The sequence below is a fragment of the Sphingobium limneticum genome (assembly GCF_008710155.1).
Classification (GTDB): domain Bacteria; phylum Pseudomonadota; class Alphaproteobacteria; order Sphingomonadales; family Sphingomonadaceae; genus Sphingobium; species Sphingobium limneticum.
This window is the reverse complement of sequence record NZ_VYPZ01000005.1, coordinates 144,353-165,362: the sequence shown is the minus strand read 5'-3', so window position 1 is coordinate 165,362 and position 21,010 is coordinate 144,353. Positions and strand designations below refer to the sequence as shown.

Sequence of the window (21,010 nt, the reverse complement as noted above, 5' to 3'; positions counted from 1 at the left end):
GACCCGGCATCAATTGTGACGGACGAAGATAAGCGGGATCCCGGGTCAAGCCCGGGATGACGATGACGAAGGGGCCTTGCCTGATCGGCAGTCGCGTTTAGGCTTGGAGCCGTTGCAACGCCTCATCCCTGCCGATCAGGGGCAAAAGCTGCGCCATGTCCGGGCCGTGGTCCAGCCCGGTCAGGGCGCGGCGCAGGGGGAGAAAGAGGGCCTTGCCCTTGCGACCCGTCTCTTCCTTCAGCGCGTTGGTCAGCGTGCGCCAGATGTCGGCATCGAAGGCAGTGTCGGAGAGGATGCGATGCGCGCTGGCGAGGAAATCGCGATCCTCTTCCGCCACTTGTGGGGCGGTGATCGGGCCGGTCACGATGCGCCACCAGTCGGCTGCGCCTGCCACCGTTTCCAGATTGGGGCGGATTGCCGCCCATGCCACCGCGTCCACGCCGTCGGGCAGGCGATCGGCCACCGCTTCATGGGGAAGCAGATGAACGATCTTCTGGTTGAGGGTCGCCAGTTCGGCTTCGTCGAAGCGCGCGGGGGCGCGGCCGAAATGGGCGAAGTCGAAACTGTCGATCAGGGGCTGCATATCGGCGAAGGGTTCGATGGGCTGTGAACTGCCGAGACGCGCGAGCAGGGAGGCGACGCTCATGGCTTCAAGGCCAATATCGCGGAAATGGGCGACGCCGAGCGAGCCGAGGCGCTTGGACAGCTTGCCCTCGCTGCCGGTCAGCAGCGCTTCATGGGCGAAGGCCGGGAGTTGCGCGCCGAGCGCGATGAACATCTGGATCTGGGTCGCGGTGTTGGAGACATGGTCTTCGCCGCGCAGGACGTGGGTGACGCCCATGGCGATATCGTCGATGACCGAGGGGAGCATGTAGAGCCATGAGCCATCGGCGCGGCGGATGACCGGGTCGGACAGCAATTTCGGGTCGAAGCGCTGGTCGCCGCGGATCAGGTCGGTCCAGACGATCGGCTGGTCATGGTCCAGCTTGAAGCGCCAGTGCGGCGTGCGGCCTTCGGCTTCATAGGCGGCGATCTGGTCCGGGGTCAGCGCCAGGGCGGCGCGGTCATAGACCGGCGGCAGGCCGCGCCCGAGCAGGATCTTGCGGCGCAGGTCCAGTTCCTGGCTCGTTTCATAGGCGGGGTAGACATGGCCGGATGCCTTGAGCGCTTCGAACCGCGTTTCGTAGAGGGCGAAGCGGTCGGACTGTTTTTCCTCGCCGTCCCAATGGAGGCCGAGCCATTGCAGGTCGGCTTTGATCGAATCCGCATATTCGGGGCGGGAGCGTTCGAGGTCGGTATCGTCCAGGCGCAGCAGGAATTGGCCACCGGACTTGCGCGCCCACAGCCAGTTGTGGAGCGCGGCGCGGATATTGCCGACATGGAGGTTGCCGGTCGGCGATGGGGCGAAGCGGGTGATGACGGTCATTATCTGATCCTAAACCCGTTCGGTTCTCGACAAGCTCGAACCGAACGGGTTGGGGTTGGTTAGATGCTGCGGAAGCCGTTGGTGATCGGATAGCGGCGATCGCGGCCGAAATTGCGGATGCCCAGCTTTACGCCGGGGGGCGACTGGCGGCGCTTATATTCGGCGATGTAGAGCAGGCGCTCGATACGGGCGACCGTCTCCTTCTCGAAGCCGCGCTCGACCAGCTTGTCGACCGACAATTCCTCCTCGACCAGGCCATAAAGGATCGGGTCCAGTATTTCATAAGGCGGCAGGCTGTCGTCGTCGCGCTGATTGTCGCGCAGTTCGGCGCTGGGCGGCTTGGTGATGACGCGTTCGGGCATCACCGGGCCGGACGGGCCGAACCCTTCGCCCAGCGACGGCATATTGTCGTTGCGCCAGCGGCAGAGGTCGAAGACGGTGGTCTTGTACGCGTCCTTCAGCACCGAATAGCCGCCCGCCATGTCGCCATAGATGGTGGCATAGCCGACCGACATCTCGCTCTTGTTGCCGGTAGTCAGCAGCATATGGCCATATTTGTTGGAGAGGCCCATCAGGGTGACGCCACGGATGCGCGACTGGATATTCTCTTCGGCCAGATCGCGGCTGCGCCCTTCGAAGACGGGGCCGAGCATCGTGTCGAAGGCGGCGACGGCCGGCTCGATGGGGATGGTGTCGTAGCGGACGCCGAGCAGGCGTGCGCATTCGACCGCGTCATCCAGGCTTTCCTGACTGGTGAAGCGCGAGGGCATCATCACGCACCAGACCCGGTCGGCGCCCAGCGCATCGACCGCGACGGCAGCGGAAAGGGCGGAATCGATGCCGCCCGACAGGCCCAGCACCACGCCGGGGAAGCGGTTGCGGTTCACATAATCGCGCAGGCCCAGCACCATGGCGTTGTAGATATCGGCCGGGCGCGGATCGAGTGCGTGCTGCTCGCCGGGCAGGCAGACCCACTGGCCGTCCCATTTCTCCCAGGTCGTGAGCACCAGCGCTTCCTCCCAATCGGGAAGCTGCTGCGCGACGCTGAGGTCGCCGTTCATGACGAAGGAGGCACCGTCGAACACCAGTTCGTCCTGTCCGCCCACGCGGTTAAGATAGACGAGCGGCAGGCCGGTTTCGCGGACGCGGGTGCCCGCGACGGCGTTGAGACGGCGATCGTCCTTGTCCACTTCGAACGGGCTGCCATTGGGGCTGATCAGGATTTCCGCGCCCTCGCTGCGCAGATGCGCGGTGACGAAGGGGAACCAGATATCCTCGCAAATGGGGATGCCGATCTTCACGCCCTTGAAGATGATCGGGGCAGGAAGGGGACCGGGGGCGAACAGCCGCTTTTCGTCGAAGGTACCGTAATTGGGCAGTTCGCGCTTTTGGCGGATGGCCGTGACGGCGCCATTTTCCAGCAGCGCGACGACGTTGAACAGCACGCCTTGCGAGGCGACGACGGTGCCGACCAGCATGGCCGGGCCGCCGTCGGCGGTTTCCTGCGCCATGCGGTCCAGATGATAATTGGCCTGATCGAGCAGAGCGGGCTTGAGCACCAGATCCTCGGGCGGATAGCCGATCAGTTGCAGTTCGGGATAGACGATCAGGTCCGCGCCCTGCGCCCGCGCGCGCCATTCCAGCATGGCGTCGGCATTGGCTTTGGGGTCGCCCATATATTGGGTCATCTGCGCGAGCGCGATCACGAGTTTTTCGGTCATGTCCGCGCCCTAGAGCATTTTTCGTTACAGCGAAAATGCTCTGTCTTTCGATGCCGCATTTTCGAACCCAAGGCCCGCTTCGCACACCTTCTCAAAATGGCTGGTCCATTTTGCCCTACGGCGCAAAAGCGCCTTTCCACATGCGCCATGCGCCGCTAAAGGGGCCGCGTTTCGCGCATCGTCATCAATTCGTCACGCCAATTAGCCTGGGGATTTTCGCCATGAAACTCATGACCGGCAACTCGAACAAGCCGCTTGCGGCCGCCATCGCCGACTATATCGAAATCCCCCTGACCGACGCCAGCGTCCGCCGTTTCGCGGACGAGGAAGTTTTCGTGGAAATTCATGAGAATGTCCGCGGCGAAGACGTGTTCGTCATCCAGTCGACGGCCTATCCGACCAACGACAATCTGATGGAATTGCTGATCATGATCGATGCGCTCAAGCGCGCGTCGGCCAAGCGAATCACCGCTGTCGTCCCTTATTTCGGCTATGCCCGGCAGGACCGCAAGCCCGGCCCGCGCACGCCCATCAGCGCCAAGCTGGTCGCCAACCTGATCACCACGGCGGGCGCCGACCGCGTGCTGTCGGTCGACCTGCATGCCGGGCAGATCCAGGGCTTTTTCGACATTCCGACCGATAATCTGTTCGGTGCGCCGGTGATGTCAGCCGATATCCAGGCGCGCTTCGGCGACAAGAATATCATGGTCGTGTCGCCCGACGTCGGCGGCGTGGTGCGCGCCCGTGCGCTGGCCAAGCGGCTGGACAACGCCCCGCTCGCCATCGTCGACAAGCGCCGCGAGCGCGCCGGCGAATCCGAAGTGATGAACATCATCGGCGACGTGAAGGGCCGTTTCTGCATCCTGATCGACGATATCGTCGATTCGGCCGGTACGCTGTGCAACGCCGCCGCGGCGCTCAAGGCCCAGGGCGCCGAAGACGTGATCGCCTATGTCAGCCATGGCGTGTTGTCGGGCGGCGCGGTTGCGCGCGTCGATGCGTCGGAGCTGCTGGAACTGGTCATCACCGATTCGATCCAGGGGACCGAGGCGGTGAACACGTCCAAGCGGATCCGCCACCTGCCCATCGCCCCGCTGCTGGGCGAAGCGATCAAGCGCATCGCGGACGAGAGTTCGGTGTCCAGCCTGTTCGACTAAAAGGAGAATGGGCTAGCGAACGATCCGGGGGATCGTTCGACCGAACTGCGTCGGTGTCCAGCCTGTTCGACTGAGGACGGCGTTACGCCGCTGGGAACAAGACCAGCGGCGTCGCACAAAAGAGAATCAGCGCGACGACGATGCGCTGGCCGCGCGATATGCCGAGCGGCTTGCCCTGCCAGACCATGGGGCAGGTCAGAATGGCGAGGCCGATCAGCATATCGGACAACATCGCCGAGCCGCCGATCGGCATGTCCTGCCGCAGCGCGAGTCCCGCAAACAGAGCGATGAAGCTCAATATCCAGCCGACCATGGCCATAGACGTGCCCCTTTTCCGATCGGAAGGTAGAACGGCGGGGTTGCCGAAGACTTAATCGGTCCAGGGATCGTAGCTGCCGAAACTCCACACATTGCCTTCGGGATCGAGCGCGGTGTAGCCGCGCCCCGGATAACCCGGATTGTCATGCGGTTCGTCCACCACCACCGCGCCTTCGTTGCGGGCATGGAGGCAGTGGGCGTCGGGATCCGGCACGACGATATAGACGCAGGCCGTGATGCCGCCGAGATCGCGGGCGGTGGACCAGGTGTAGAGCGATTCGCCCTCCATATCCTTGACGCTGCCCAGCATGATCATGCCGTCGCCCAGGGTCAGCTGGGCATGGTGGATGATCATGGGGTCAGCTTCGTCGGGATGGACGGCGTGGCGGGCAAAGCCGAAGGCGGCCCACAGAAAGTCGATCGCGGCAGGGGCATCGGCATAGCGCAGGCATGGGATGACGGGCGAACCGGGCATGTTCCTCTCCTTCTCTCTTGCGCCGTTCAGTCTAGCGCAAAGCCGGCGCAACCGCTAGGCGAGAGGCATGACCACCCGCGACGACCTGGCCCTTGCCAACCGCCTTGCCGACGCCGCCGGCGCCGCCATCCGCCCCTTTTTCCGCGCCCGCTACGATATGGAGATCAAGGCGGACAAATCGCCGGTGACGGAGGCCGACCGCGCCGCCGAAGCCGCGATCCGCGCGATCCTGGAGAAGGAACGCCCGGATGACGGCATCATCGGCGAGGAATATGGATCGGTCCGCGAGGATGCGGAGCGGGTGTGGATACTCGATCCAATCGACGGGACGCGCAGCTTCATCGCGGGGCGGCCGATTTTCGGCACGCTGATCGCGCTGACGCAGGGCGGCTGGCCGACCATCGGCATCATCGACCAGCCGATCGCGCAGGAACGCTGGGCCGGGATGAGCGGACAACCCACGACCTTCAACGGCAGGCCGGTGCGCACACGGGCCTGCAAGGCGCTGGAGGGGGCAGGCATCGCCACCACCAGCCCGCACCTCTTCGCCGAAGGGGACGTGCCCCATTATATGGCGCTGGTCGCCGCCGTGTCGGGCGGATCGCCGCGACAGGGGCCGGTCTATGGCGGGGATTGCTATAATTACGGGCTGCTGGCGTCAGGCTTCCTCGACATCGTCATCGAATCCGGCCTGCAAAGCTATGACTTCGCCGCGCTGGTGCCGGTGGTCGAGGGCGCGGGCGGCCTGATGTGCGATTGGAATGGCGAGCCGCTGACGGCGGACAGCGAGGGCCATGTGCTGGCGCTGGGCGATCCGGCGCGGCTGGAAGATGTGCTGGAAGCGCTGCATGCGGCCGGGCATGATCATGGCCATCATCACGGTCATTAAAGCTTGGCATTGAGATGCTGCCGTAAAAAGGCGGCGAATCGCTTGCCTTTTGCAGCATAGGCCCCTATGCGCGCCGTTCGCGATATTCAGTGGGACCGCCCGGCTAACTAGGGCTGCCGGGGCTGTCTGTAATCGTCGCGCCAACAAAGGAGACGAAAATGCCCAAGATGAAGACCAAGAGCGGTGTGAAGAAGCGCTTCAAGTTCACCGCCACCGGCAAGGTGAAGCATGGCGTCGCTGGCAAGCGTCACCGCCTGATCAGCCATAACGCCAAGTATATCCGTCAGAACCGCGGCACGTCCGTCCTGTCGGATTCCGATGTTGCCCATGTGCGCCTGTGGGCGCCCTACGGCCTGAAGTAAGGAGTAGAGGCACATGGCACGCGTAAAACGTGGTGTTACCACCAAGGCGAAGCATAAGCGGATTTTGGATCAGGCGAAGGGCTATTATGGCCGTCGCAAGAATACGATCCGTGTCGCTCGCCAAGCTGTCGAAAAGGCCGGCCAGTACGCTTATCGCGACCGTAAGGTCAAGAAGCGTTCGTTCCGTGGTCTGTGGATTCAGCGCATCAACGCCGGCGTTCGCGCCGAAGGCCTGACCTATTCGCAGTTCATGCATGGTCTGAAGCTGGCGGGCGTCGAACTGGACCGGAAGGTCCTGGCCGACATCGCGATGCACGAAGGCGAGGCGTTTAGCGCCATCATCGCCCAGGCGAAGGCTGCGCTGCCCGCAGCCTGAGCGGACTGATCGCAAGATCGTCTTAAAAAGGGCGCCGGGGCGGATGCTTCGGTGCCCTTTTTGTTTTTACTCGACCTTCGTTCGTGCTGCGCCTTTCGAGGCAGGCACGCGCCCTTCGACATTCAAGCGAGACAGGTGGCTCGCTTGAACAGGGCGAACGGAGCTTGGTTGAGCCTCAGCACCGAGGAACCATCCCATGTCGCTGCATCTCTGGTGGTTGTACGTTACGGCGGTTTTCCTGATTTCGGCCACGCCGGGGCCGAACATGCTGCATGTGATGACGCAGAGCATCGCCCATGGCCCGCGCAAGGCGCTGGCCACGATGGCGGGGCTGATGAGCGCGGTGCTGCTGTGCCTGGTCGCCTCCGCGCTGGGCCTTGGCGCGTTGCTGAAGGCGTCGCCGCGTCTGTTCGACGTGCTGCGCTATGCCGGCGTCGCCTATCTGGTGTGGCTGGGAATCAAGGCGTGGCGCGCGCCCGTCGGCGGTGGCGAGGCGCAGGCGACCAACGCCCGTTCGGCCCGCGCGCTTTATGGCACCGGCCTGTTGACCGGGCTGGCCAATCCCAAGCTGATCATCTTTGCCGCAGCGCTTTTCCCGCAGTTCATCGATCTGGCGCGGCCGTTCTGGTTGCAGCTTGCGATCCTGATCGTCAGCTTCGTGGTGATCGAAAGCTTCTGGTATAGCGTCTATGCGCTGGGCGGCTTGCGGCTGGCCCGCTGGCTGGCGCCGGCCAACCGGCAGAAGCTGTTCAATCGCGGCACGGGGTTGATGTTCATCGGTTTTGGCGGGGCGTTGCTGGGGGCGCGGGCTTAATATCGCCAACGTCGTCATTCCCGCGCAAGCGGGAACCTATCTCCCGAGGTTGCGATGAAACGCGAGATCAGTCCAACCGTGTACATCCTTGCGAGCCGTCGCAATGGCACGCTCTATACGGGCGTCACCGCCGACCTCATAAAGCGCCTCTATGAGCATCGAAACGGCTTGATCGAAGGCTTCACGAAAGACTACGGCGTCAAGCGCCTGGTCTGGTTCGAAACGCATGACAGCATGGACAGCGCCATCCTGCGGGAAAAGCGGATCAAGAAATGGAACAGGCAGTGGAAGATTGAGCTGATCGAAGCCGGCAATCCCGATTGGGACGATCTGGCGCTGGGCTTTGGCTTTGAGCCTTTGTCCTCTGTACGTAGCGAATGACCGGCAGGTCAGGAGATGGGTTCCCGCTTTCGCGGGAATGACGAAGGTTTGAAAATTATGACCGAAATTAGCGCATTGAAAGCCGGCCTGATCGCCGACATCGCCGCCGCCGGCACGCTCGACGCGCTGGAGGCGCTGCGGGTTGGGGCGTTGGGCAAGAGCGGGGTCGTGACCGGCCTGCTCAAGACGCTGGGCGGCATGTCGCCGGACGAGCGCATGGAAAAAGGCCCGCCGATCCAGGATCTGCGTGAGAGCGTGACCGCCGCGCTGGCGGACAAGAAGGCCGCGCTGGAGCAGGCTGCGCTCGACGCCAAGCTCGCGTCGGAGAAGGTCGACATGACCCTGCCGGCCGATCTGGGTACGCAGGGTTCGGTCCATGCCGTCAGTCAGGTGATGGACGAACTGGCTGAGATTTTCGCGGACTTGGGCTTTTCGGTCGCCACCGGGCCGGAGATCGAGGACGACTGGCATAATTTCACCGCGCTCAACATCCCCGAGACGCACCCGGCGCGCGCGATGCACGACACTTTCTACTTCCCGGACGAAGAGGGGCAGAAGCGGATGCTGCTGCGCACCCATACGTCGCCGGTGCAGATCCGCACGATGATGAACGGGACGCCGCCGCCGATCCGCATCATCGCGCCGGGCCGCGTCTATCGCAGCGACAGCGACGCCACGCACACGCCGATGTTCCACCAGATCGAGGGGCTAGTGATCGACAAGGGCATTACGCTCGGTCACCTGAAATGGACGCTGGAGACTTTCCTGAAGGCGTTTTTCGAGCGCGAGGATATCGTCCTGCGCCTGCGCCCCAGCTATTTCCCCTTCACCGAACCGTCGGTCGAGGTCGATGTCGGCTACACGCTGACCAATGGCCAGCGCGTGATCGGCGGCGACGGCGATGCGGCCGATGGCGGCTGGCTGGAAGTGCTGGGCAGCGGCATGGTCAATCGCCGCGTGATCGAGGCGTGCGGGCTCGATCCCGACGAATGGCAGGGCTTTGCCTTCGGCACCGGGGTCGATCGGCTGGCCATGCTCAAATATGGGATGAATGATTTGCGCGCCTTCTTCGACGGCGATCTGCGCTGGCTCAAACATTATGGATTCTCGGCGCTGGATGTGCCCACGCTGAGCGGAGGAGTCGGCGCATGAAGTTCACCCTGAGCTGGCTCAAGACGCATCTGAAGACCGATGCCGACCTGACGACGATCCTCAAGACGCTGAACGCCATCGGGCTGGAGGTCGAGGGCGTGGAGAATCCGGCGGACAAGCTGGGCGCGTTCAAGATCGCCAAGGTGCTGACCGCCGAGCGTCACCCGCAGGCCGACAAGTTGCAGATACTGACCGTCGACCATGGCGACGGCAATCCGTTGCAGGTCGTGTGCGGCGCGCCCAATGCGCGCGCGGGCCTGATCGGCGTGTTCGGGGTCGAGGGCGCGGTAGTGCCGGTCAACGGCATGGTGCTGAAGAAGACCGCGATCCGTGGCGTCGAATCCAACGGCATGATGTGCAGCTTCCGCGAACTGGAGCTGGGCGAGGATCATGACGGCATCATCGAACTGGCGGCCGATGCGCCGGTGGGTCAGGTCTATGCCGACTGGGCAGGGTTGAACGATCCGGTCATCGAAGTTTCCATCACGCCGAACCGGCAGGATTGCATGGGCGTGCGCGGCATCGCGCGCGATCTGGCGGCGGCGGGCCTCGGCACGTTGAACGCGATCATCGTGCCGACGATCGAGGGCGCCGGTCCTGGACCGGATGTGCGGACGGACGATGTGGATGGCTGCCCGGCCTTCTTCGCGCGGACCGTGCGCGGCGTGCGCAATGGCGCTTCGCCCGAATGGATGGCCAAGCGGTTGAAGGCGATCGGGCAGAAGCCGATCAGCACTTTGGTCGACATCACCAACTACATCATGATCGACCTCGGCCGGCCGCTGCATGTCTATGACATGGCGAGTCTGAAGGGCGGGCTGGTCGCGCGCAAGGGCAAGGCCGGCGAGCAGGTGCTGGCGCTCAATGGCAAGACCTACAGCGTCGACGAGACGATGACGGTCATCGCCGACGATGAAGCCGTGCACGACATTGGCGGTATCATGGGCGGCGAACATTCGGGCGCGCAGGACGGCACGACCGACGTGCTGATCGAATGCGCCTATTTCACGCCGGAGCGGATCGCGGTGACGGGGCAGAAGCTGACGCTGACGTCTGACGCACGCGGGCGGTTCGAGCGCGGAGTCGATCCGGCGTTTCTGGACGATGGCCTGTCGATCGCGACCGATCTGGTGGTGAAGCTGTGCGGCGGAAGCCCGAGCGAGGCGACCCGCGCCGGCACCCCGCCTGCTACGCCCAAGACCGTCGCCTTCAGCCCCGACCAGTGCCTGGCGCTGGCCGGCGTGGATGTGCCCGCCGACGAGCAGCAGCGCATCCTGGAAAGCCTGGGCTTTGTCGTCAGCGCCACCGGTGGCGGCGTCGAATATCAGGACGGCATGCCCGTCAGCGTGCCGGCCAGCTGGACCATCACGGTCCCGACCTGGCGCCGGGACGTCGATGGCTGGCCCGATATCGTCGAGGAAGTGGTGCGCATCGTGGGCCTGGACCATGTGCCCTCCACCCCGCTACCGCGCGTGCCGGGCGTCGCTCGCCCGACCGCCACGCCCGAGCAACTGGTCGAGCGTCGCGTGCGCCGCACGGCGGCTGCGCGCGGGCTGGCCGAAGCGATCAACTGGTCTTTCATTTCCGAAAAGGAAGCCGCTGCCGTAGGTGGGGGCGACTGGACGCTGGCCAATCCGATCTCCGAAGATCTGAAGGTCATGCGGCCTTCGCTGCTGCCCGGCCTGTTGTCGGCGACGAAGCGCAATGTCGATCGCAGCGCGACGAGCGTGCGGCTGTTCGAACTGGGCCGTCGCTATTTCAAGCAGGGCGAGCGGGCGACCCTCGGCTTCGTGCTGGCGGGTGAAAAGACCGCGCGCGGTTGGCAGTCGGGCAAAGCGCAGGCGTTCGATGCGTTCGACGCCAAAGGTGAAGTGATCGCGCTGCTGGCCGCCGCCGGCGCACCGGTGGGCAATCTCCAGAATTTCGGTGAAGCGTCCGCCGCTTATCATCCGGGTCAGTCGGGTACGTTGCGGCTGGGGCCTAAGGCAGTGCTGGCCGAATATGGCGTGCTGCACCCGTCGCTGGCCAAGCATTTCGGGCTGACTGGCACCGTCGTCGCGGGCGAAATCTTCCTCGACGCCATTCCGGGCAAGCGCAAGAGCGGCTTCATGCGCGCGCCCTATGCCCCGCCGGCCTTGCAGGCGGTGAAGCGCGACTTCGCCTTCGTGGTGCCGGAGACGGTCGAGGCTGACGCGCTGGTGCGCGGCGTGAAGGGCGCGGACAAGAAGAGCATCGTCGACGTGCGCCTGTTCGACGTCTTCGTCGGGCCGGGCGTGGAAGACGGTTTCAAGTCGCTCGCCATCGAGGTGACGTTGCAGCCGGGCGAAAAGAGTTTCAGCCAGGAAGAGCTGGAAGCGATCAGCGCTGCGGTGGTCAAGGCTGCGCAGAAGCTGGGCGGTAGCCTGCGCGGCTGACCCGGTTATCGAGGGACAAGATAAAGGGCGTGGTGAGCAGTCACCGCGCCCTTTTTTTCATCCGCTGGCCGTCAGCGTGTGCGGGAGCCGATATGAGAACGCCATACAGCCAAATCATGTAATCTTCCCCGGCGTAGGCCGGGGTCCAGTTCAGAGCGTGGGACTGGACCCCGGCCTACGCCGGGGAACGCAGCAGTATAAAAGCTCCGCTCGGTGAAGGGCATCGCTCAGCCCGGGCGGATGGGGTGCTGCTTACAGATCCACGCCCGCCGCGATCGCTTCCAGCTTGCGGATGCGTTCCTTGAGGTCGGCGACCTCGATCCGGGCGGCGGCGGTGGGGGGACCGCTGTCTTCGCTCTGGCCGTAGCGGATCAGTTCGGCGCGCTTCAGCTCCAGCCAGCCGTTCCAGCCGCGCAGGCCGGCGGCCGTGAGGATGGAAAGGCCGGCCAGGCTGGCCGCCGCCAGGGTGATGTAGAGATAGGGGTCTTGCATATAAGCCTCCCTGCCCGGTCAACCGACAATCAGTCGCGGTCCCGGAGTTTTTCGAATTCCCGCTCCAGCGCGGAGGAGCCGTCGGTCGCCAGCCGTTCCAGCACGGCGACGCGATCCTTGAGCGCCTTCACTTCCGCGCGCAGCCGTTCCGTTTCGGGGTCGGGGCCGCGCTGGATCAGCGTTTCGCCCTTGCCGTGGCGCACGACGCCATATTTGGCCTGCAATACCCGCGAAATTGCGATGATCGCCACGATAAGGACGACCATGGAAAAAGGATTGTCGATCATCTGTCTTGTCCCTTGATGATGTCGTGCGATCAGTTGGCGGGGCCGCGCAGCTGTTCGATCTCGCGATTGAGCTGGTGGCTGCTGTCGGTGACGATGCGTTCGACCACGATCAGGCGATCCTTCATCGATCCGATCTCCGCGCGCAGCTGGGCATTTTCCTGGCTCAGGAGCTTGATGCGCTCGACCATTTCCTCATTCTTCTGCGGATAGACCGCCTTGCCCCAGCTATTTTCCAGCGGGTAGCCGTTCTTGATGCGCAGCCATGTGGTGAAGATCCAGCCGCCGACCGCCAGCGATCCGACGATGACCGCCACGGGCGCAAAGGCTTCGAATGGAAACATGATGATTACTCCCCTTGCCTGGTCGGTCAGCGCAGTGCGTCGATGTCGCGCGCGGTGCGGGTGGCGGGATCGGTGGCGATCCTCTCCAGCACCGCGATGCGCTCTTCGAGACGGCTGATGCGGCCAACCAGCTTTTCGTTTTCGCTTGATAAAAGGTCGATTTTTCGACCGGCGTCAGGTTCCGTTCGATGAACGGTACCAGTCCACTCATTTTCCACCGGATAGCCGTGGCGGGCACGGACCCAGGTGGTGAACATCCAGCCCAGCGTCGACATGGCGATGATGGCGAGGACGAAGAAGGGACCACCGAAATTCATGACTGTGTCTCCCTGTTATACATCCCGACCGACGGTTCAGCGCAGGCTGTCGATCTCGTCGGCGAGGCGGGTGTTGCGGCTGGTATAATAGATTTCGATGTCGGCCAGGCGGCGGTCGATGTCGCGGAATTTGGACCGGACGTCGCGGGTGGAGCGCGTCGGGTTGGTGCGCACCCCCTGCCAGAATTTCTCGTCATCGCGGTCCGCATAGAGGCCGCTCGGCTTGTTTTCGGCGAAATAGGCGACGACGACATAGGCGATCAGGGTCCAGGGGAAAGCGCCCATCAGGGTGACGAGCACCGCCCCGACGCGAACCCAGGTCACGTCGATCCCGCTATAGTCGGCGATGCCGGAGCATACGCCCATCCATTTGCCATTGGCCTTGTCGAGGTAGAATTTGGTGCGGCGGGCGGTCATGTCAGCTCCTCCGGTCGAAATCGAAGCCATCGTCACTCGATGGGCGTTGCGGGCGAAATTCGGGATTGTCGGCCGCGACGATCCGTTCGACCGTCTGGAGCCGTTCTTCGAGACGACGGGCGAGAAGGTGGAGGTCGTCCAGCAGCTTCTCATCCTCGTCGGTGATCTTGGGCGCCTGCTTCCACTTGGTGACATAGTGGAAGATCAGCCAGGGCATGCCGATGAACAGCATGCCGCAGACGATGACGGGCAGGAAAACCTCTTCCATCGGATCAGCCTTCCCTGTTCATGCTGGCCTTGAGCGCGGCGAGATCGGCATCGACCTTGTCGGCCGACTTCAATTCCGCAATCTCTTCTTCCAGCGTCTTGGGCTGCGCGCCAAGGCTCATCGCGTCGGCGCGGCCTTCGGCCATATCGACGCGGCGTTCCAGCATGTCGAAACGGGCAAAGGCGTCGTTGACCTTTTCGCCGGCATAGGCTTCGCGGACGCGCAGGCGGTTTTCGGCGCTCTGCATGCGCGTGACCAGGCTGTTCTGGCGGGCGCGGGCTTCGCGCAGCTTGCCCTGCAACTTGGCGATATCCTCTTCCGAGGCGCGCAGCGCTTCGTCCAGCGTCTCGATCTCATGATTGAGGTGATCGGCCATGTCGGCGGCCTTCTGGCGTTCGACCAAAGCGGCCTTGGCCAGGTCTTCGCGATCCTTCGACAGGGCAAGCTGCGCCTTTTCGGTCCAGCTGTCCTGCAAGCCGTTCAGCTTGGCGATGTGGCGACGCATTTCCTTTTGATCGGCGATGGTGCGGGCGGCGGACGCGCGTACCTCGACCAGCGTTTCCTCCATTTCGAGGATGATCATGCGGATCATCTTCGCGGGGTCTTCCGCCTTGTCGAGAAGGTCGGTCACATTGGCAGCGATGATGTCGCGGGTGCGGGAGAAAATACCCATTTTAACGTCACTCCTGGTCGTATTTGGTTCAAGTGCCGGGGCGGGCGAGAGGGGGCAAGTCCCGCCCCGGCCGGGTGTGCGGCCTTACGCCAGATAGCGCAGGGTCGCGGGGGTCTGTTGCGTCGCGAGAATAGTGACTTCGCTGGCGCGCGCCGGGCCGACCGCCGAAAGGATCATGGTGGATCCGAACAGCACGGCGGCAATGGCGACCGACATCAGCTGGCCGATTTCGCGAACGCTGTTGCTCTGATTGGTCATGGTCATACTCCCTGAAACTTGGCCTTCATAGGTTCCGCGATTGATTGCGGATTGTCCCCAGCTTTGCAGAGGCCGTGCCAGTTTCAAAAAAATGGCGGATTTGTGCGGCTTTGAACGGTTTTTGGCATGACGGACGCAATAGGCCACTTGCCAAGGAGTGGGAAATTTCACCATAAGTTGGCGCATGGAGAAAAATACGCAGTTTGTCGGCCAGAGCCTCGCCTTTCTCGACGCGGTCGAGCAGGCGGGCCGCGCGGCCGAACTCAATCGGCCGGTGCTGGTGATCGGCGAACGCGGTACCGGCAAGGAGCTGATCGCCGAGCGGCTGCATCACCTGTCGCCGCGCTGGGGCGAGCCGCTGATCGTCATGAACTGCGCGGCCTTGCCCGAAACGCTGATCGAGGCGGAATTGTTCGGCCATGAACAGGGCGCCTTCACCGGCGCGACCAAGGCGCGGCCCGGCCGGTTCGAGGATGCCGATGGCGGGACATTGTTCCTGGACGAACTGGGTACGCTGTCGATGGCGGCGCAGGAACGGCTGCTGCGCGTCGTGGAATATGGCGAGGTCACGCGGATCGGCGCGTCGCGCGCGGTGCAGGTGGACGTGCGCATCGTCGCGGCGACCAACGAGGATCTGCCCGCCGCCGCCGAAGCCGGGCGGTTTCGGCCGGACCTGCTCGACCGGCTGAGTTTCGAGGTCATCACCCTGCCTCCTCTGCGCGCGCGGGAGGGGGATATCACGGTGCTCGCGGACCATTTCGGGCGGCGCATGGCGGCCGAGCGGGACTGGCCGCAATGGCCGGGCTTCACCGCAGCCTGCGCGGCCGAACTGGAAGGCTATGGCTGGCCGGGCAATGTGCGCGAATTGCGCAATGTGGTGGAGCGCGCCGTCTATCGCTGGGATGAGCCTGGGCGGCCGATCAGCCGCATCACCTTCGATCCCTTCGCTTCACCCTGGAAGCCCAAGCCGATGATGCCGCGGGCCAGTGCCGCACCGGCAGGCGATGCCCCTGCCCCGGCGGCCGTCGCGGCGCCAGCGATCGCGTTCGAGGATATCAGCGATCTGCGTGCGGCGGTGGACGGGCATGAGGCGGCCATCATCCGCGCGGCGCTGGACCGGTTCCGCTATAATCAGCGGGCGACGGCCAAGGGGCTGGGGCTGACCTACGACCAGTTGCGCCATTGTATGAAGAAACATGGGTTGAGCGCGGGCTGAAGACCAGCGAAGCGCCAAAAAACGCCGTCACCCCCGCGACCCGAAGGGCGACCGTAGGTCAACGCGGGAACCCATCTCTCAACGTCACATGATGGCGGGAAGGCCGGAGATGGATTCCCGCCTTCGCGGGAATGACGAGCGTAAAGACGGGGGTTAACGCGTAGGCACAGGCTCCGGTCCCGAATAGTCGTAGAAGCCCTTGCCGGTCTTGCGGCCGTACCAGCCGGCTTCGACATATTTGACCAGCAGCGGCGCCGGGCGATATTTGGGGTCGCCGGTGGTGGTGAGGAAGACGTTGAGGATTTCGAGCGCGGTGTCGAGGCCGACGAAATCCAGAAGGGTCAGCGGCCCCATCGGGTGATTGAGGCCCAGTTTGCAGCCCTGATCGATGTCGGTGACGCTGCCCACACCTTCGCCCAGCACAAACACGGCTTCATTGAGCATCGGCAGCAGGATGCGGTTCACCACGAAGCCCGGCGCGTCGAAGGCGTGGACCGTGGTCTTGCCGATCTTTGCGGCGAAACCCTCCACAGCGGCGACCGTCTCGGGCGAGGTGGCAAGGCCGCGAATGACCTCCACCAACACCATCACCGGCACGGGGTTGAAGAAATGGACGCCGACGAAGCGGCCGGCATCCGGCGCGGCCTGCGCAAGGCGGGTGATGGGGATGGACGAGGTGTTGGTGGCGAGGATGGCGTCGGGGGCCAGTATCTTGCCGACATTGGCGAAGATGGCGCGCTTCACCTCTTCCCGCTCGGTCGCGGCCTCGATCACCAGTTGCGCGCCGGCCAGCGGCGCGATGTCGCCGGCGGGCGTGATGCGGGCGAGCGCGGCGTCGGCGTCGGCCTGGCTGATCTTTTCCTTTTCCACGGCGCGGGCGAGCAGCTTGGCGATGCCGGCCAGCCCCTTTTCCGCGCGGGGCAGGTCGATGTCCGACAGTATGACTTCATAGCCCGCCTGCGCCGCGACCTGCGCGATGCCTGCGCCCATCTGACCCGCGCCGATCACGCCTACCGTCCGAATATCCGTCATGCCTGTCTCTCCATTATGACTGCACACGTCTTTAGCTGCACTGCCGCATCTGGGCTACCGCACATTACATCGGGCGATGGAATGTGCCGTCATGGCGGACGGATTGCATAAGGCCGCTATTTCCGGCTTTGCGCTGCGCGGCGGCCATGGTTAAAAGCCCGGCATGTCTGTTTCCGAAATGATGCCTGCGCCGGCCACCGGACGCTTCATTGCCGCCGTGCATCATTTCCCCGTGCGCGTCTATTTCGAGGATACCGACCTGTCGGGCCTCGTCTACCACGCCAATTATCTGCGCTATATGGAGCGCGCCCGGTCCGACATGCTGCGCGTCGCGGGCATCGACCAGCGTGCCAATCATGAAGGGGGTGCGGGCGTCTATGCCGTCACCGACCTTCAGATCAAATATCGCCGCCCCGCCCGGCTGGACGACGACCTGATGGTGGTGAGCCATGTGACGGCGGTGCGCGCCGCCAGCTGTGTCATTCATCAGTCAGTCAGGTGCGGCGCGGAAGAGTTGACGAACGCCAGCATTTCCGTCGCCTGGCTGACGCCGCAGGGTCGCCCGCAGCGCCAGCCCAAGGCCTGGACCGACATTTTCACCCGCCTGTTGCAAGGGGAAGACCTTCACCCATGACGCTCAACCTGCCTGCCGGCGCCATTACCGACGCCGCGACCATTTCCCCGCTGGCCCTGTTCCTTCAGGCCGACATCGTCGTGAAAGGCGTGATGCTGGGCCTGTTGCTGGCCAGCATCTGGACCTGGGCGATCATCATCAGCTTCAGCTTCAGCCTGCGCAAGGCGAGCAAGGAAAGCCGCAAGTTCGAGGCGGATTTCTGGAAGGCGGAGGATATCGACCGCTTTTATGAATCGCGCGGCAAGACGGAATTTCCGGCGGCCAAGGTGATGGCGGCAGGCGTCACCGAATGGCGCCGGTCCACCGCGCAGAAGGTGATCGACCGCGACGGCACGCGCGACCGGCTGGCGACGTCCATGTCGAGCACGATCGCGTCGGAAGTGGATCGGCTGTCGGATCGGCTGAACATTTTGGCGACGGTCGCGTCGGCCGCGCCTTTCATCGGCCTGTTCGGTACGGTGTGGGGCATCATGCGCGCCTTCACCAGCATCGCGGCGGAGCAGGATAGTTCGCTGGCGGTCGTGGCGCCGGGCATTGCAGAAGCGCTGTTCGCGACCGCCATCGGCCTGTTCGCGGCGATCCCGGCGCTGATCGCCTACAACCGGTTCAGCCATGGCATCAACCGGCTGGAAGCGGGACTGACCCGCTTTGCCGACAGTTTCTATGCGACGTTGAGCCGTGAGCTGGAGGCGCAACGGTAATGGCGATGTCCGGTCCTCCCTCCGCCCGGCGCGGACGCGGGCGTGCGCCGATGGCCGACATCAACGTGACGCCGCTGGTCGACGTCATGCTGGTGTTGCTGATCATCTTCATGGTGACCGCGCCGCTGCTGGTGACGGGCGTGCCGGTGAACCTGCCGGAAACGCGGGCCAAGGGACTGGATGCGGACGCCAAGCCGACGATCGTGTCGATCGACCGCGACGGCGGACTGTTCATCAACGACGACCAGATCGGCGACGCAGACCTGCCCGATCGGCTGGCCGAGATCGCATCGGCCCATGCCGGCCAGCCCGAACCGCCGCAAATCTTCCTGCGCGCCGACACGGCGCTGGATTATGGCCGGGTGATGCGGGTGATGGGTGAGCTTAACCGCGCCGGCCTGAACAAGGTATCGCTGGTCAGCACCGACGCCGGCGGTGCGGATAGCGCCGGTTCGGACAGCGGCAGTTCAGAATAGGGGCCATAGGTCAGCAATATGGAGCGTACGGAAAAGATCGGCCTTGGCGTCGCGACGGCAGGACATGTCCTGCTGTTCGGGCTACTGTCTGCCGGTTTCCTGTCCACCCCCAACCCGTTGAAGCTGAAGTCCCCGCCGATGGACATCAGCTTGGTGGACGAGGTCGCGCTGCAATCGACCGCGCCGCAGATTTCGACCCAGCCCCCGCCCCCCAGCGTCGCGCCGGAGCAGGGACCGACCGAGGACGCCAAGCCTGCGCCCGAACCGGCCCCGGCGCCCGAACCGACGCCTGCGCCGCCAGAGCCCAAGCCGGTGCCCAAGCCCCTGCCCAAGCCGACGCCGCCCAAGCCGGTGGTGAAGGAGGTGCCGAAACCCGCCCCCAAGCCCGCGCCGCCCAAGAAAGAGGTCGCCAAGACGCCGGCCAAGCCCAAGCCGGCGCCGGAAAAACCCGCGCCCAAGGCGAAGCCCGCCCCGGAAAAGCCCGCCGCCAGGGCGAAGCCTGCGCCTGAAAAGCCCAAGGCGGCCGCCGCCGCGCCATCCAAGGCGAAGAGCGATGCCAAGGGCAAGAGCGATGCGCCGGCCAAGGCGTCTGGCGCCGGCAAGGCCGACAAGCCCAAGGGATCGTTGCTGGGCAAGGATTTCCTGAAAGGCATCGACAGCAAGGAGGATGCGCCACGCACCCCCGCGCCGCCGCCGGCTGCCGCCATGGGGCCGGCGCAGAAGTCGGCGCTGGACGCGGAATTGCGCCGTCAATTGAAGCCGCACTGGCGCCCGCCTTCGGGCGCGGATGCCGATCAGCTGGTGACACTGCTGGAAGTCCGACTGGACAAGAGCGGCGCAGTCATCGGCACGCCCGAGGTCATCGACCAGCAGGGCGTGACCGCCAGCAACCGACCGCAAGCCAAGCTGCATGCGGAGCGGGCGATCCAGGCGGTGAAGCTGGCATCCCCCTTCCGCAACATGCCGCCCGAATTTTACGACCAATGGAAATGGCTCCGGCCACTCCGCTTTGACGCGAGGCTGAACCGATGAAGACCAGCATTTTACGCCGCCTGGCGATGGCCACCGTCGCGCTGACCGCCATATTGTCAGCGCCCGCCATGGCACAGCTGTCGGTCGATGTGACCGGCGAGATCGACAGCAATGTCAAGGTCGCCGTGCCATCCCTGCCCGCGCAGCAGGATGTGGCCACGCCCGCCGGAACGGCCAGCGAACTGGGCCGCAAGATCGCCGAAGTGATCGCGTCCGACCTCAAAGGCTCCGGCCTGTTCGATCCTTCCGGGCCGGGCGGCCTGCCGGGGATCGCCTTTCCCGAGGTGACGAACCCGGTCTATGCCAAATGGGGCGCCTATCAGGCGCTGGTGCAGGGCTTCGTGCGCACGACCGGCGGCGAGGCGGACATTACCGTGGGCTGCTATCTCTACGACGTCGCGCTGAAGCAGGAATTGACACGGCAGGGCTATGTCGTTGCACCGCGAGACTGGCGCCGGGCCGCGCATAAATGCGCAGACGCCATCTATGCCCGCCTGTCGGGCGAAAGCCCCTTCTTCGACAGCCGCATCGCCTATATCGCCGAGAGCGGTCCCAAGGGGAATCGCGTCAAGCGGCTGGCCATCATGGATAGCGATGGCGCCAACCATCGCTTCATCACCAATGGCCAGTCGATGGCGCTGACGCCGCGTTTCTCGCCCGATTACAAATCGATCCTCTATGTCAGCTATCTGGGCAGCCGGGTACGGCTGTTCATCTACGACATCGGCGCCGGGCAGCAGAAGCTGGTGACGGAAAGCAGCAACGCGACCTTCGCGCCGCGCTGGTCGCCCGATGGCCGCAATATCCTGTTTTCGATGGCGGTGGCCGGCAATACCGACATCTATCGCGTGTCGGCCAATGGCGGCACGCCGGTGCGGCTGACCACATCGCCGGGCATCGACGTGGGCGGCAGCTATTCGCCCGACGGCAGCCAGATCGTGTTCGAAAGCGACCGGTCGGGCGGGCAGCAAATCTATGTCATGAACGCAGACGGCTCCAACCAGCGCCGGATCAGCCATGGCGGCGGCCGCTATGCGACGCCCGAATGGTCGCCGCGCGGCGACCTGATCGCGTTCACCAAGCTGTCGGGCGACTTCAAGGTCGCGGTGATGACGCCGAGCGGCGACAATGAGCGCATTCTGACCAATGGCTGGCAGGACGAACAGCCGACCTGGTCGCCCAATGGCCGCGTGTTGCAATTTTTCCGCACGACGCCAGGCAAGCAGGGCAGCAGCCAGGTGTGGCAGGTCGACCTGACGGGGGTGAACGAGCGCCGGATTCCGACGCCGCTCAGCGGTTCCGACCCGGCCTGGGGACCGTTGTTGCCGTAATCCTGCGTTCAGGCGGCGATGTTCATGGGGAACCTAGTCGTCTTGACAGC

The 21,010-nt window shown here is 64.4% G+C and carries 27 protein-coding genes; 14 read left to right on the top strand and 13 right to left on the bottom strand.

The features are described from left to right. Nucleotides 1-97 precede the first annotated feature (97 nt). Together gltX and F4U94_RS08535 are read right to left on the bottom strand one after the other, a co-directional pair. Entirely contained in the window at nucleotides 98-1,426 is a 1,329-nt protein-coding gene (gene gltX / locus F4U94_RS08540) for a glutamate--tRNA ligase (protein WP_120251263.1), read from the bottom strand. A 59-nt stretch (nucleotides 1,427-1,485) separates the two neighbouring features. Next, nucleotides 1,486-3,147, bottom strand: coding sequence for an NAD+ synthase (locus tag F4U94_RS08535; protein ID WP_120251264.1), 1,662 nt, complete (start codon nucleotides 3,145-3,147; stop codon nucleotides 1,486-1,488). A 221-nt stretch (nucleotides 3,148-3,368) separates the two neighbouring features. Here F4U94_RS08535 and F4U94_RS08530 point away from each other — a divergent pair, with 221 nt between their 5' ends. After that, nucleotides 3,369-4,304: a ribose-phosphate pyrophosphokinase gene (locus F4U94_RS08530; protein ID WP_120252232.1), complete on the top strand. Its 936-nt coding sequence runs from the start codon at nucleotides 3,369-3,371 to the stop codon at nucleotides 4,302-4,304. Between the two features lie 82 nt (nucleotides 4,305-4,386). Here the strand turns inward: F4U94_RS08530 and F4U94_RS08525 are convergent, their stop codons facing one another. Both F4U94_RS08525 and F4U94_RS08520 read right to left on the bottom strand, forming a co-directional pair. Next, nucleotides 4,387-4,623 (bottom strand): hypothetical protein, encoded by a 237-nt coding sequence (locus tag F4U94_RS08525; protein WP_120251265.1) that lies wholly within the window; start codon nucleotides 4,621-4,623, stop codon nucleotides 4,387-4,389. Between the two features lie 51 nt (nucleotides 4,624-4,674). After that, nucleotides 4,675-5,097, bottom strand: coding sequence for a VOC family protein (locus F4U94_RS08520; protein ID WP_120251266.1), 423 nt, complete (start codon nucleotides 5,095-5,097; stop codon nucleotides 4,675-4,677). A gap of 67 nt (nucleotides 5,098-5,164) precedes the next feature. Between F4U94_RS08520 and hisN the strand changes: the two genes are divergently transcribed. From hisN to pheT, 7 genes are all read left to right on the top strand, one after another. Further along, nucleotides 5,165-5,986 carry a histidinol-phosphatase gene (gene hisN / locus F4U94_RS08515; protein WP_120251267.1) on the top strand — a complete coding sequence of 274 codons (822 nt, stop codon included), beginning with the start codon at nucleotides 5,165-5,167 and terminating at the stop codon, nucleotides 5,984-5,986. A 158-nt stretch (nucleotides 5,987-6,144) separates the two neighbouring features. Next, entirely contained in the window at nucleotides 6,145-6,348 is a 204-nt protein-coding gene (gene rpmI, locus F4U94_RS08510) for a 50S ribosomal protein L35 (RefSeq protein ID WP_056690492.1), read from the top strand. Between the two features lie 13 nt (nucleotides 6,349-6,361). After that, the gene (gene rplT, locus F4U94_RS08505) at nucleotides 6,362-6,724 is read left to right on the top strand and encodes a 50S ribosomal protein L20 (RefSeq protein ID WP_120251268.1); all 363 of its coding nucleotides are present in this window, start codon (nucleotides 6,362-6,364) and stop codon (nucleotides 6,722-6,724) included. A 196-nt stretch (nucleotides 6,725-6,920) separates the two neighbouring features. Next, the gene (locus F4U94_RS08500; protein WP_120251269.1) at nucleotides 6,921-7,538 is read left to right on the top strand and encodes a LysE family translocator; all 618 of its coding nucleotides are present in this window, start codon (nucleotides 6,921-6,923) and stop codon (nucleotides 7,536-7,538) included. 54 nt (nucleotides 7,539-7,592) lie between these two features. Next, nucleotides 7,593-7,919: a GIY-YIG nuclease family protein gene (locus F4U94_RS08495; RefSeq protein ID WP_120251270.1), complete on the top strand. Its 327-nt coding sequence runs from the start codon at nucleotides 7,593-7,595 to the stop codon at nucleotides 7,917-7,919. 57 nt (nucleotides 7,920-7,976) lie between these two features. Next, a complete protein-coding gene (gene pheS, locus F4U94_RS08490) occupies nucleotides 7,977-9,071 on the top strand; it encodes a phenylalanine--tRNA ligase subunit alpha (protein ID WP_120251271.1) in 1,095 nt (364 codons plus the stop codon). Then, nucleotides 9,068-11,485: a phenylalanine--tRNA ligase subunit beta gene (gene pheT / locus F4U94_RS08485; protein ID WP_120251272.1), complete on the top strand. Its 2,418-nt coding sequence runs from the start codon at nucleotides 9,068-9,070 to the stop codon at nucleotides 11,483-11,485. Before pheS ends, pheT begins: the two co-directional genes overlap by 4 nt. A gap of 252 nt (nucleotides 11,486-11,737) precedes the next feature. Here the strand turns inward: pheT and F4U94_RS08480 are convergent, their stop codons facing one another. The 8 genes from F4U94_RS08480 to F4U94_RS24330 form a co-directional block, all read right to left on the bottom strand. Then, nucleotides 11,738-11,977 carry a hypothetical protein gene (locus F4U94_RS08480; RefSeq protein WP_120251273.1) on the bottom strand — a complete coding sequence of 80 codons (240 nt, stop codon included), beginning with the start codon at nucleotides 11,975-11,977 and terminating at the stop codon, nucleotides 11,738-11,740. Between the two features lie 29 nt (nucleotides 11,978-12,006). Next, nucleotides 12,007-12,264, bottom strand: a complete 258-nt coding sequence (locus F4U94_RS08475; RefSeq protein WP_120251274.1) for a hypothetical protein — start codon at nucleotides 12,262-12,264, stop codon at nucleotides 12,007-12,009. 29 nt (nucleotides 12,265-12,293) lie between these two features. Beyond that, the gene (locus F4U94_RS08470) at nucleotides 12,294-12,605 is read right to left on the bottom strand and encodes a hypothetical protein (protein WP_120251275.1); all 312 of its coding nucleotides are present in this window, start codon (nucleotides 12,603-12,605) and stop codon (nucleotides 12,294-12,296) included. Nucleotides 12,606-12,631: 26 nt separating this feature from the next. Beyond that, nucleotides 12,632-12,922 carry a hypothetical protein gene (locus F4U94_RS08465; RefSeq protein ID WP_120251276.1) on the bottom strand — a complete coding sequence of 97 codons (291 nt, stop codon included), beginning with the start codon at nucleotides 12,920-12,922 and terminating at the stop codon, nucleotides 12,632-12,634. A 36-nt stretch (nucleotides 12,923-12,958) separates the two neighbouring features. Then, nucleotides 12,959-13,339, bottom strand: coding sequence for an envelope stress response membrane protein PspC (gene pspC, locus F4U94_RS08460; protein ID WP_120251277.1), 381 nt, complete (start codon nucleotides 13,337-13,339; stop codon nucleotides 12,959-12,961). 1 nt (nucleotide 13,340) lies between these two features. Continuing rightward, nucleotides 13,341-13,607 carry an envelope stress response membrane protein PspB gene (gene pspB / locus F4U94_RS08455; RefSeq protein ID WP_120251278.1) on the bottom strand — a complete coding sequence of 89 codons (267 nt, stop codon included), beginning with the start codon at nucleotides 13,605-13,607 and terminating at the stop codon, nucleotides 13,341-13,343. Nucleotides 13,608-13,611: 4 nt separating this feature from the next. Further along, nucleotides 13,612-14,280, bottom strand: a complete 669-nt coding sequence (gene pspA / locus F4U94_RS08450) for a phage shock protein PspA (RefSeq protein WP_120251279.1) — start codon at nucleotides 14,278-14,280, stop codon at nucleotides 13,612-13,614. Between the two features lie 84 nt (nucleotides 14,281-14,364). Next, nucleotides 14,365-14,538 carry a hypothetical protein gene (locus F4U94_RS24330; RefSeq protein WP_170267498.1) on the bottom strand — a complete coding sequence of 58 codons (174 nt, stop codon included), beginning with the start codon at nucleotides 14,536-14,538 and terminating at the stop codon, nucleotides 14,365-14,367. Between the two features lie 184 nt (nucleotides 14,539-14,722). Here F4U94_RS24330 and pspF point away from each other — a divergent pair, with 184 nt between their 5' ends. Further along, entirely contained in the window at nucleotides 14,723-15,754 is a 1,032-nt protein-coding gene (gene pspF / locus F4U94_RS08445; protein WP_120251281.1) for a phage shock protein operon transcriptional activator, read from the top strand. Nucleotides 15,755-15,907: 153 nt separating this feature from the next. Here pspF and F4U94_RS08440 read toward each other — a convergent pair whose 3' ends face one another. After that, a complete protein-coding gene (locus tag F4U94_RS08440; protein WP_120251282.1) occupies nucleotides 15,908-16,786 on the bottom strand; it encodes a 3-hydroxybutyryl-CoA dehydrogenase in 879 nt (292 codons plus the stop codon). A gap of 163 nt (nucleotides 16,787-16,949) precedes the next feature. On the opposite strand from F4U94_RS08440, the gene F4U94_RS08435 reads away from it, so the two are divergent. Genes F4U94_RS08435 through tolB form a run of 5 tightly spaced genes read left to right on the top strand, consistent with a single transcriptional unit; the run spans nucleotide 16,950 to nucleotide 20,960 of the window. Continuing rightward, complete coding sequence (locus tag F4U94_RS08435) at nucleotides 16,950-17,420, top strand: YbgC/FadM family acyl-CoA thioesterase (RefSeq protein ID WP_120251283.1); 471 nt, start codon at nucleotides 16,950-16,952, stop codon at nucleotides 17,418-17,420. Then, nucleotides 17,417-18,121 (top strand): protein TolQ, encoded by a 705-nt coding sequence (gene tolQ / locus F4U94_RS08430; RefSeq protein ID WP_120251284.1) that lies wholly within the window; start codon nucleotides 17,417-17,419, stop codon nucleotides 18,119-18,121. Before F4U94_RS08435 ends, tolQ begins: the two co-directional genes overlap by 4 nt. Next, complete coding sequence (locus F4U94_RS08425; protein WP_120251285.1) at nucleotides 18,121-18,597, top strand: ExbD/TolR family protein; 477 nt, start codon at nucleotides 18,121-18,123, stop codon at nucleotides 18,595-18,597. Before tolQ ends, F4U94_RS08425 begins: the two co-directional genes overlap by 1 nt. Nucleotides 18,598-18,615: 18 nt before the next feature. Next, nucleotides 18,616-19,629: a cell envelope biogenesis protein TolA gene (locus tag F4U94_RS08420; RefSeq protein ID WP_120251286.1), complete on the top strand. Its 1,014-nt coding sequence runs from the start codon at nucleotides 18,616-18,618 to the stop codon at nucleotides 19,627-19,629. Beyond that, complete coding sequence (gene tolB / locus F4U94_RS08415; RefSeq protein WP_120251287.1) at nucleotides 19,626-20,960, top strand: Tol-Pal system beta propeller repeat protein TolB; 1,335 nt, start codon at nucleotides 19,626-19,628, stop codon at nucleotides 20,958-20,960. Before F4U94_RS08420 ends, tolB begins: the two co-directional genes overlap by 4 nt. Nucleotides 20,961-21,010: the final 50 nt, after the last annotated feature.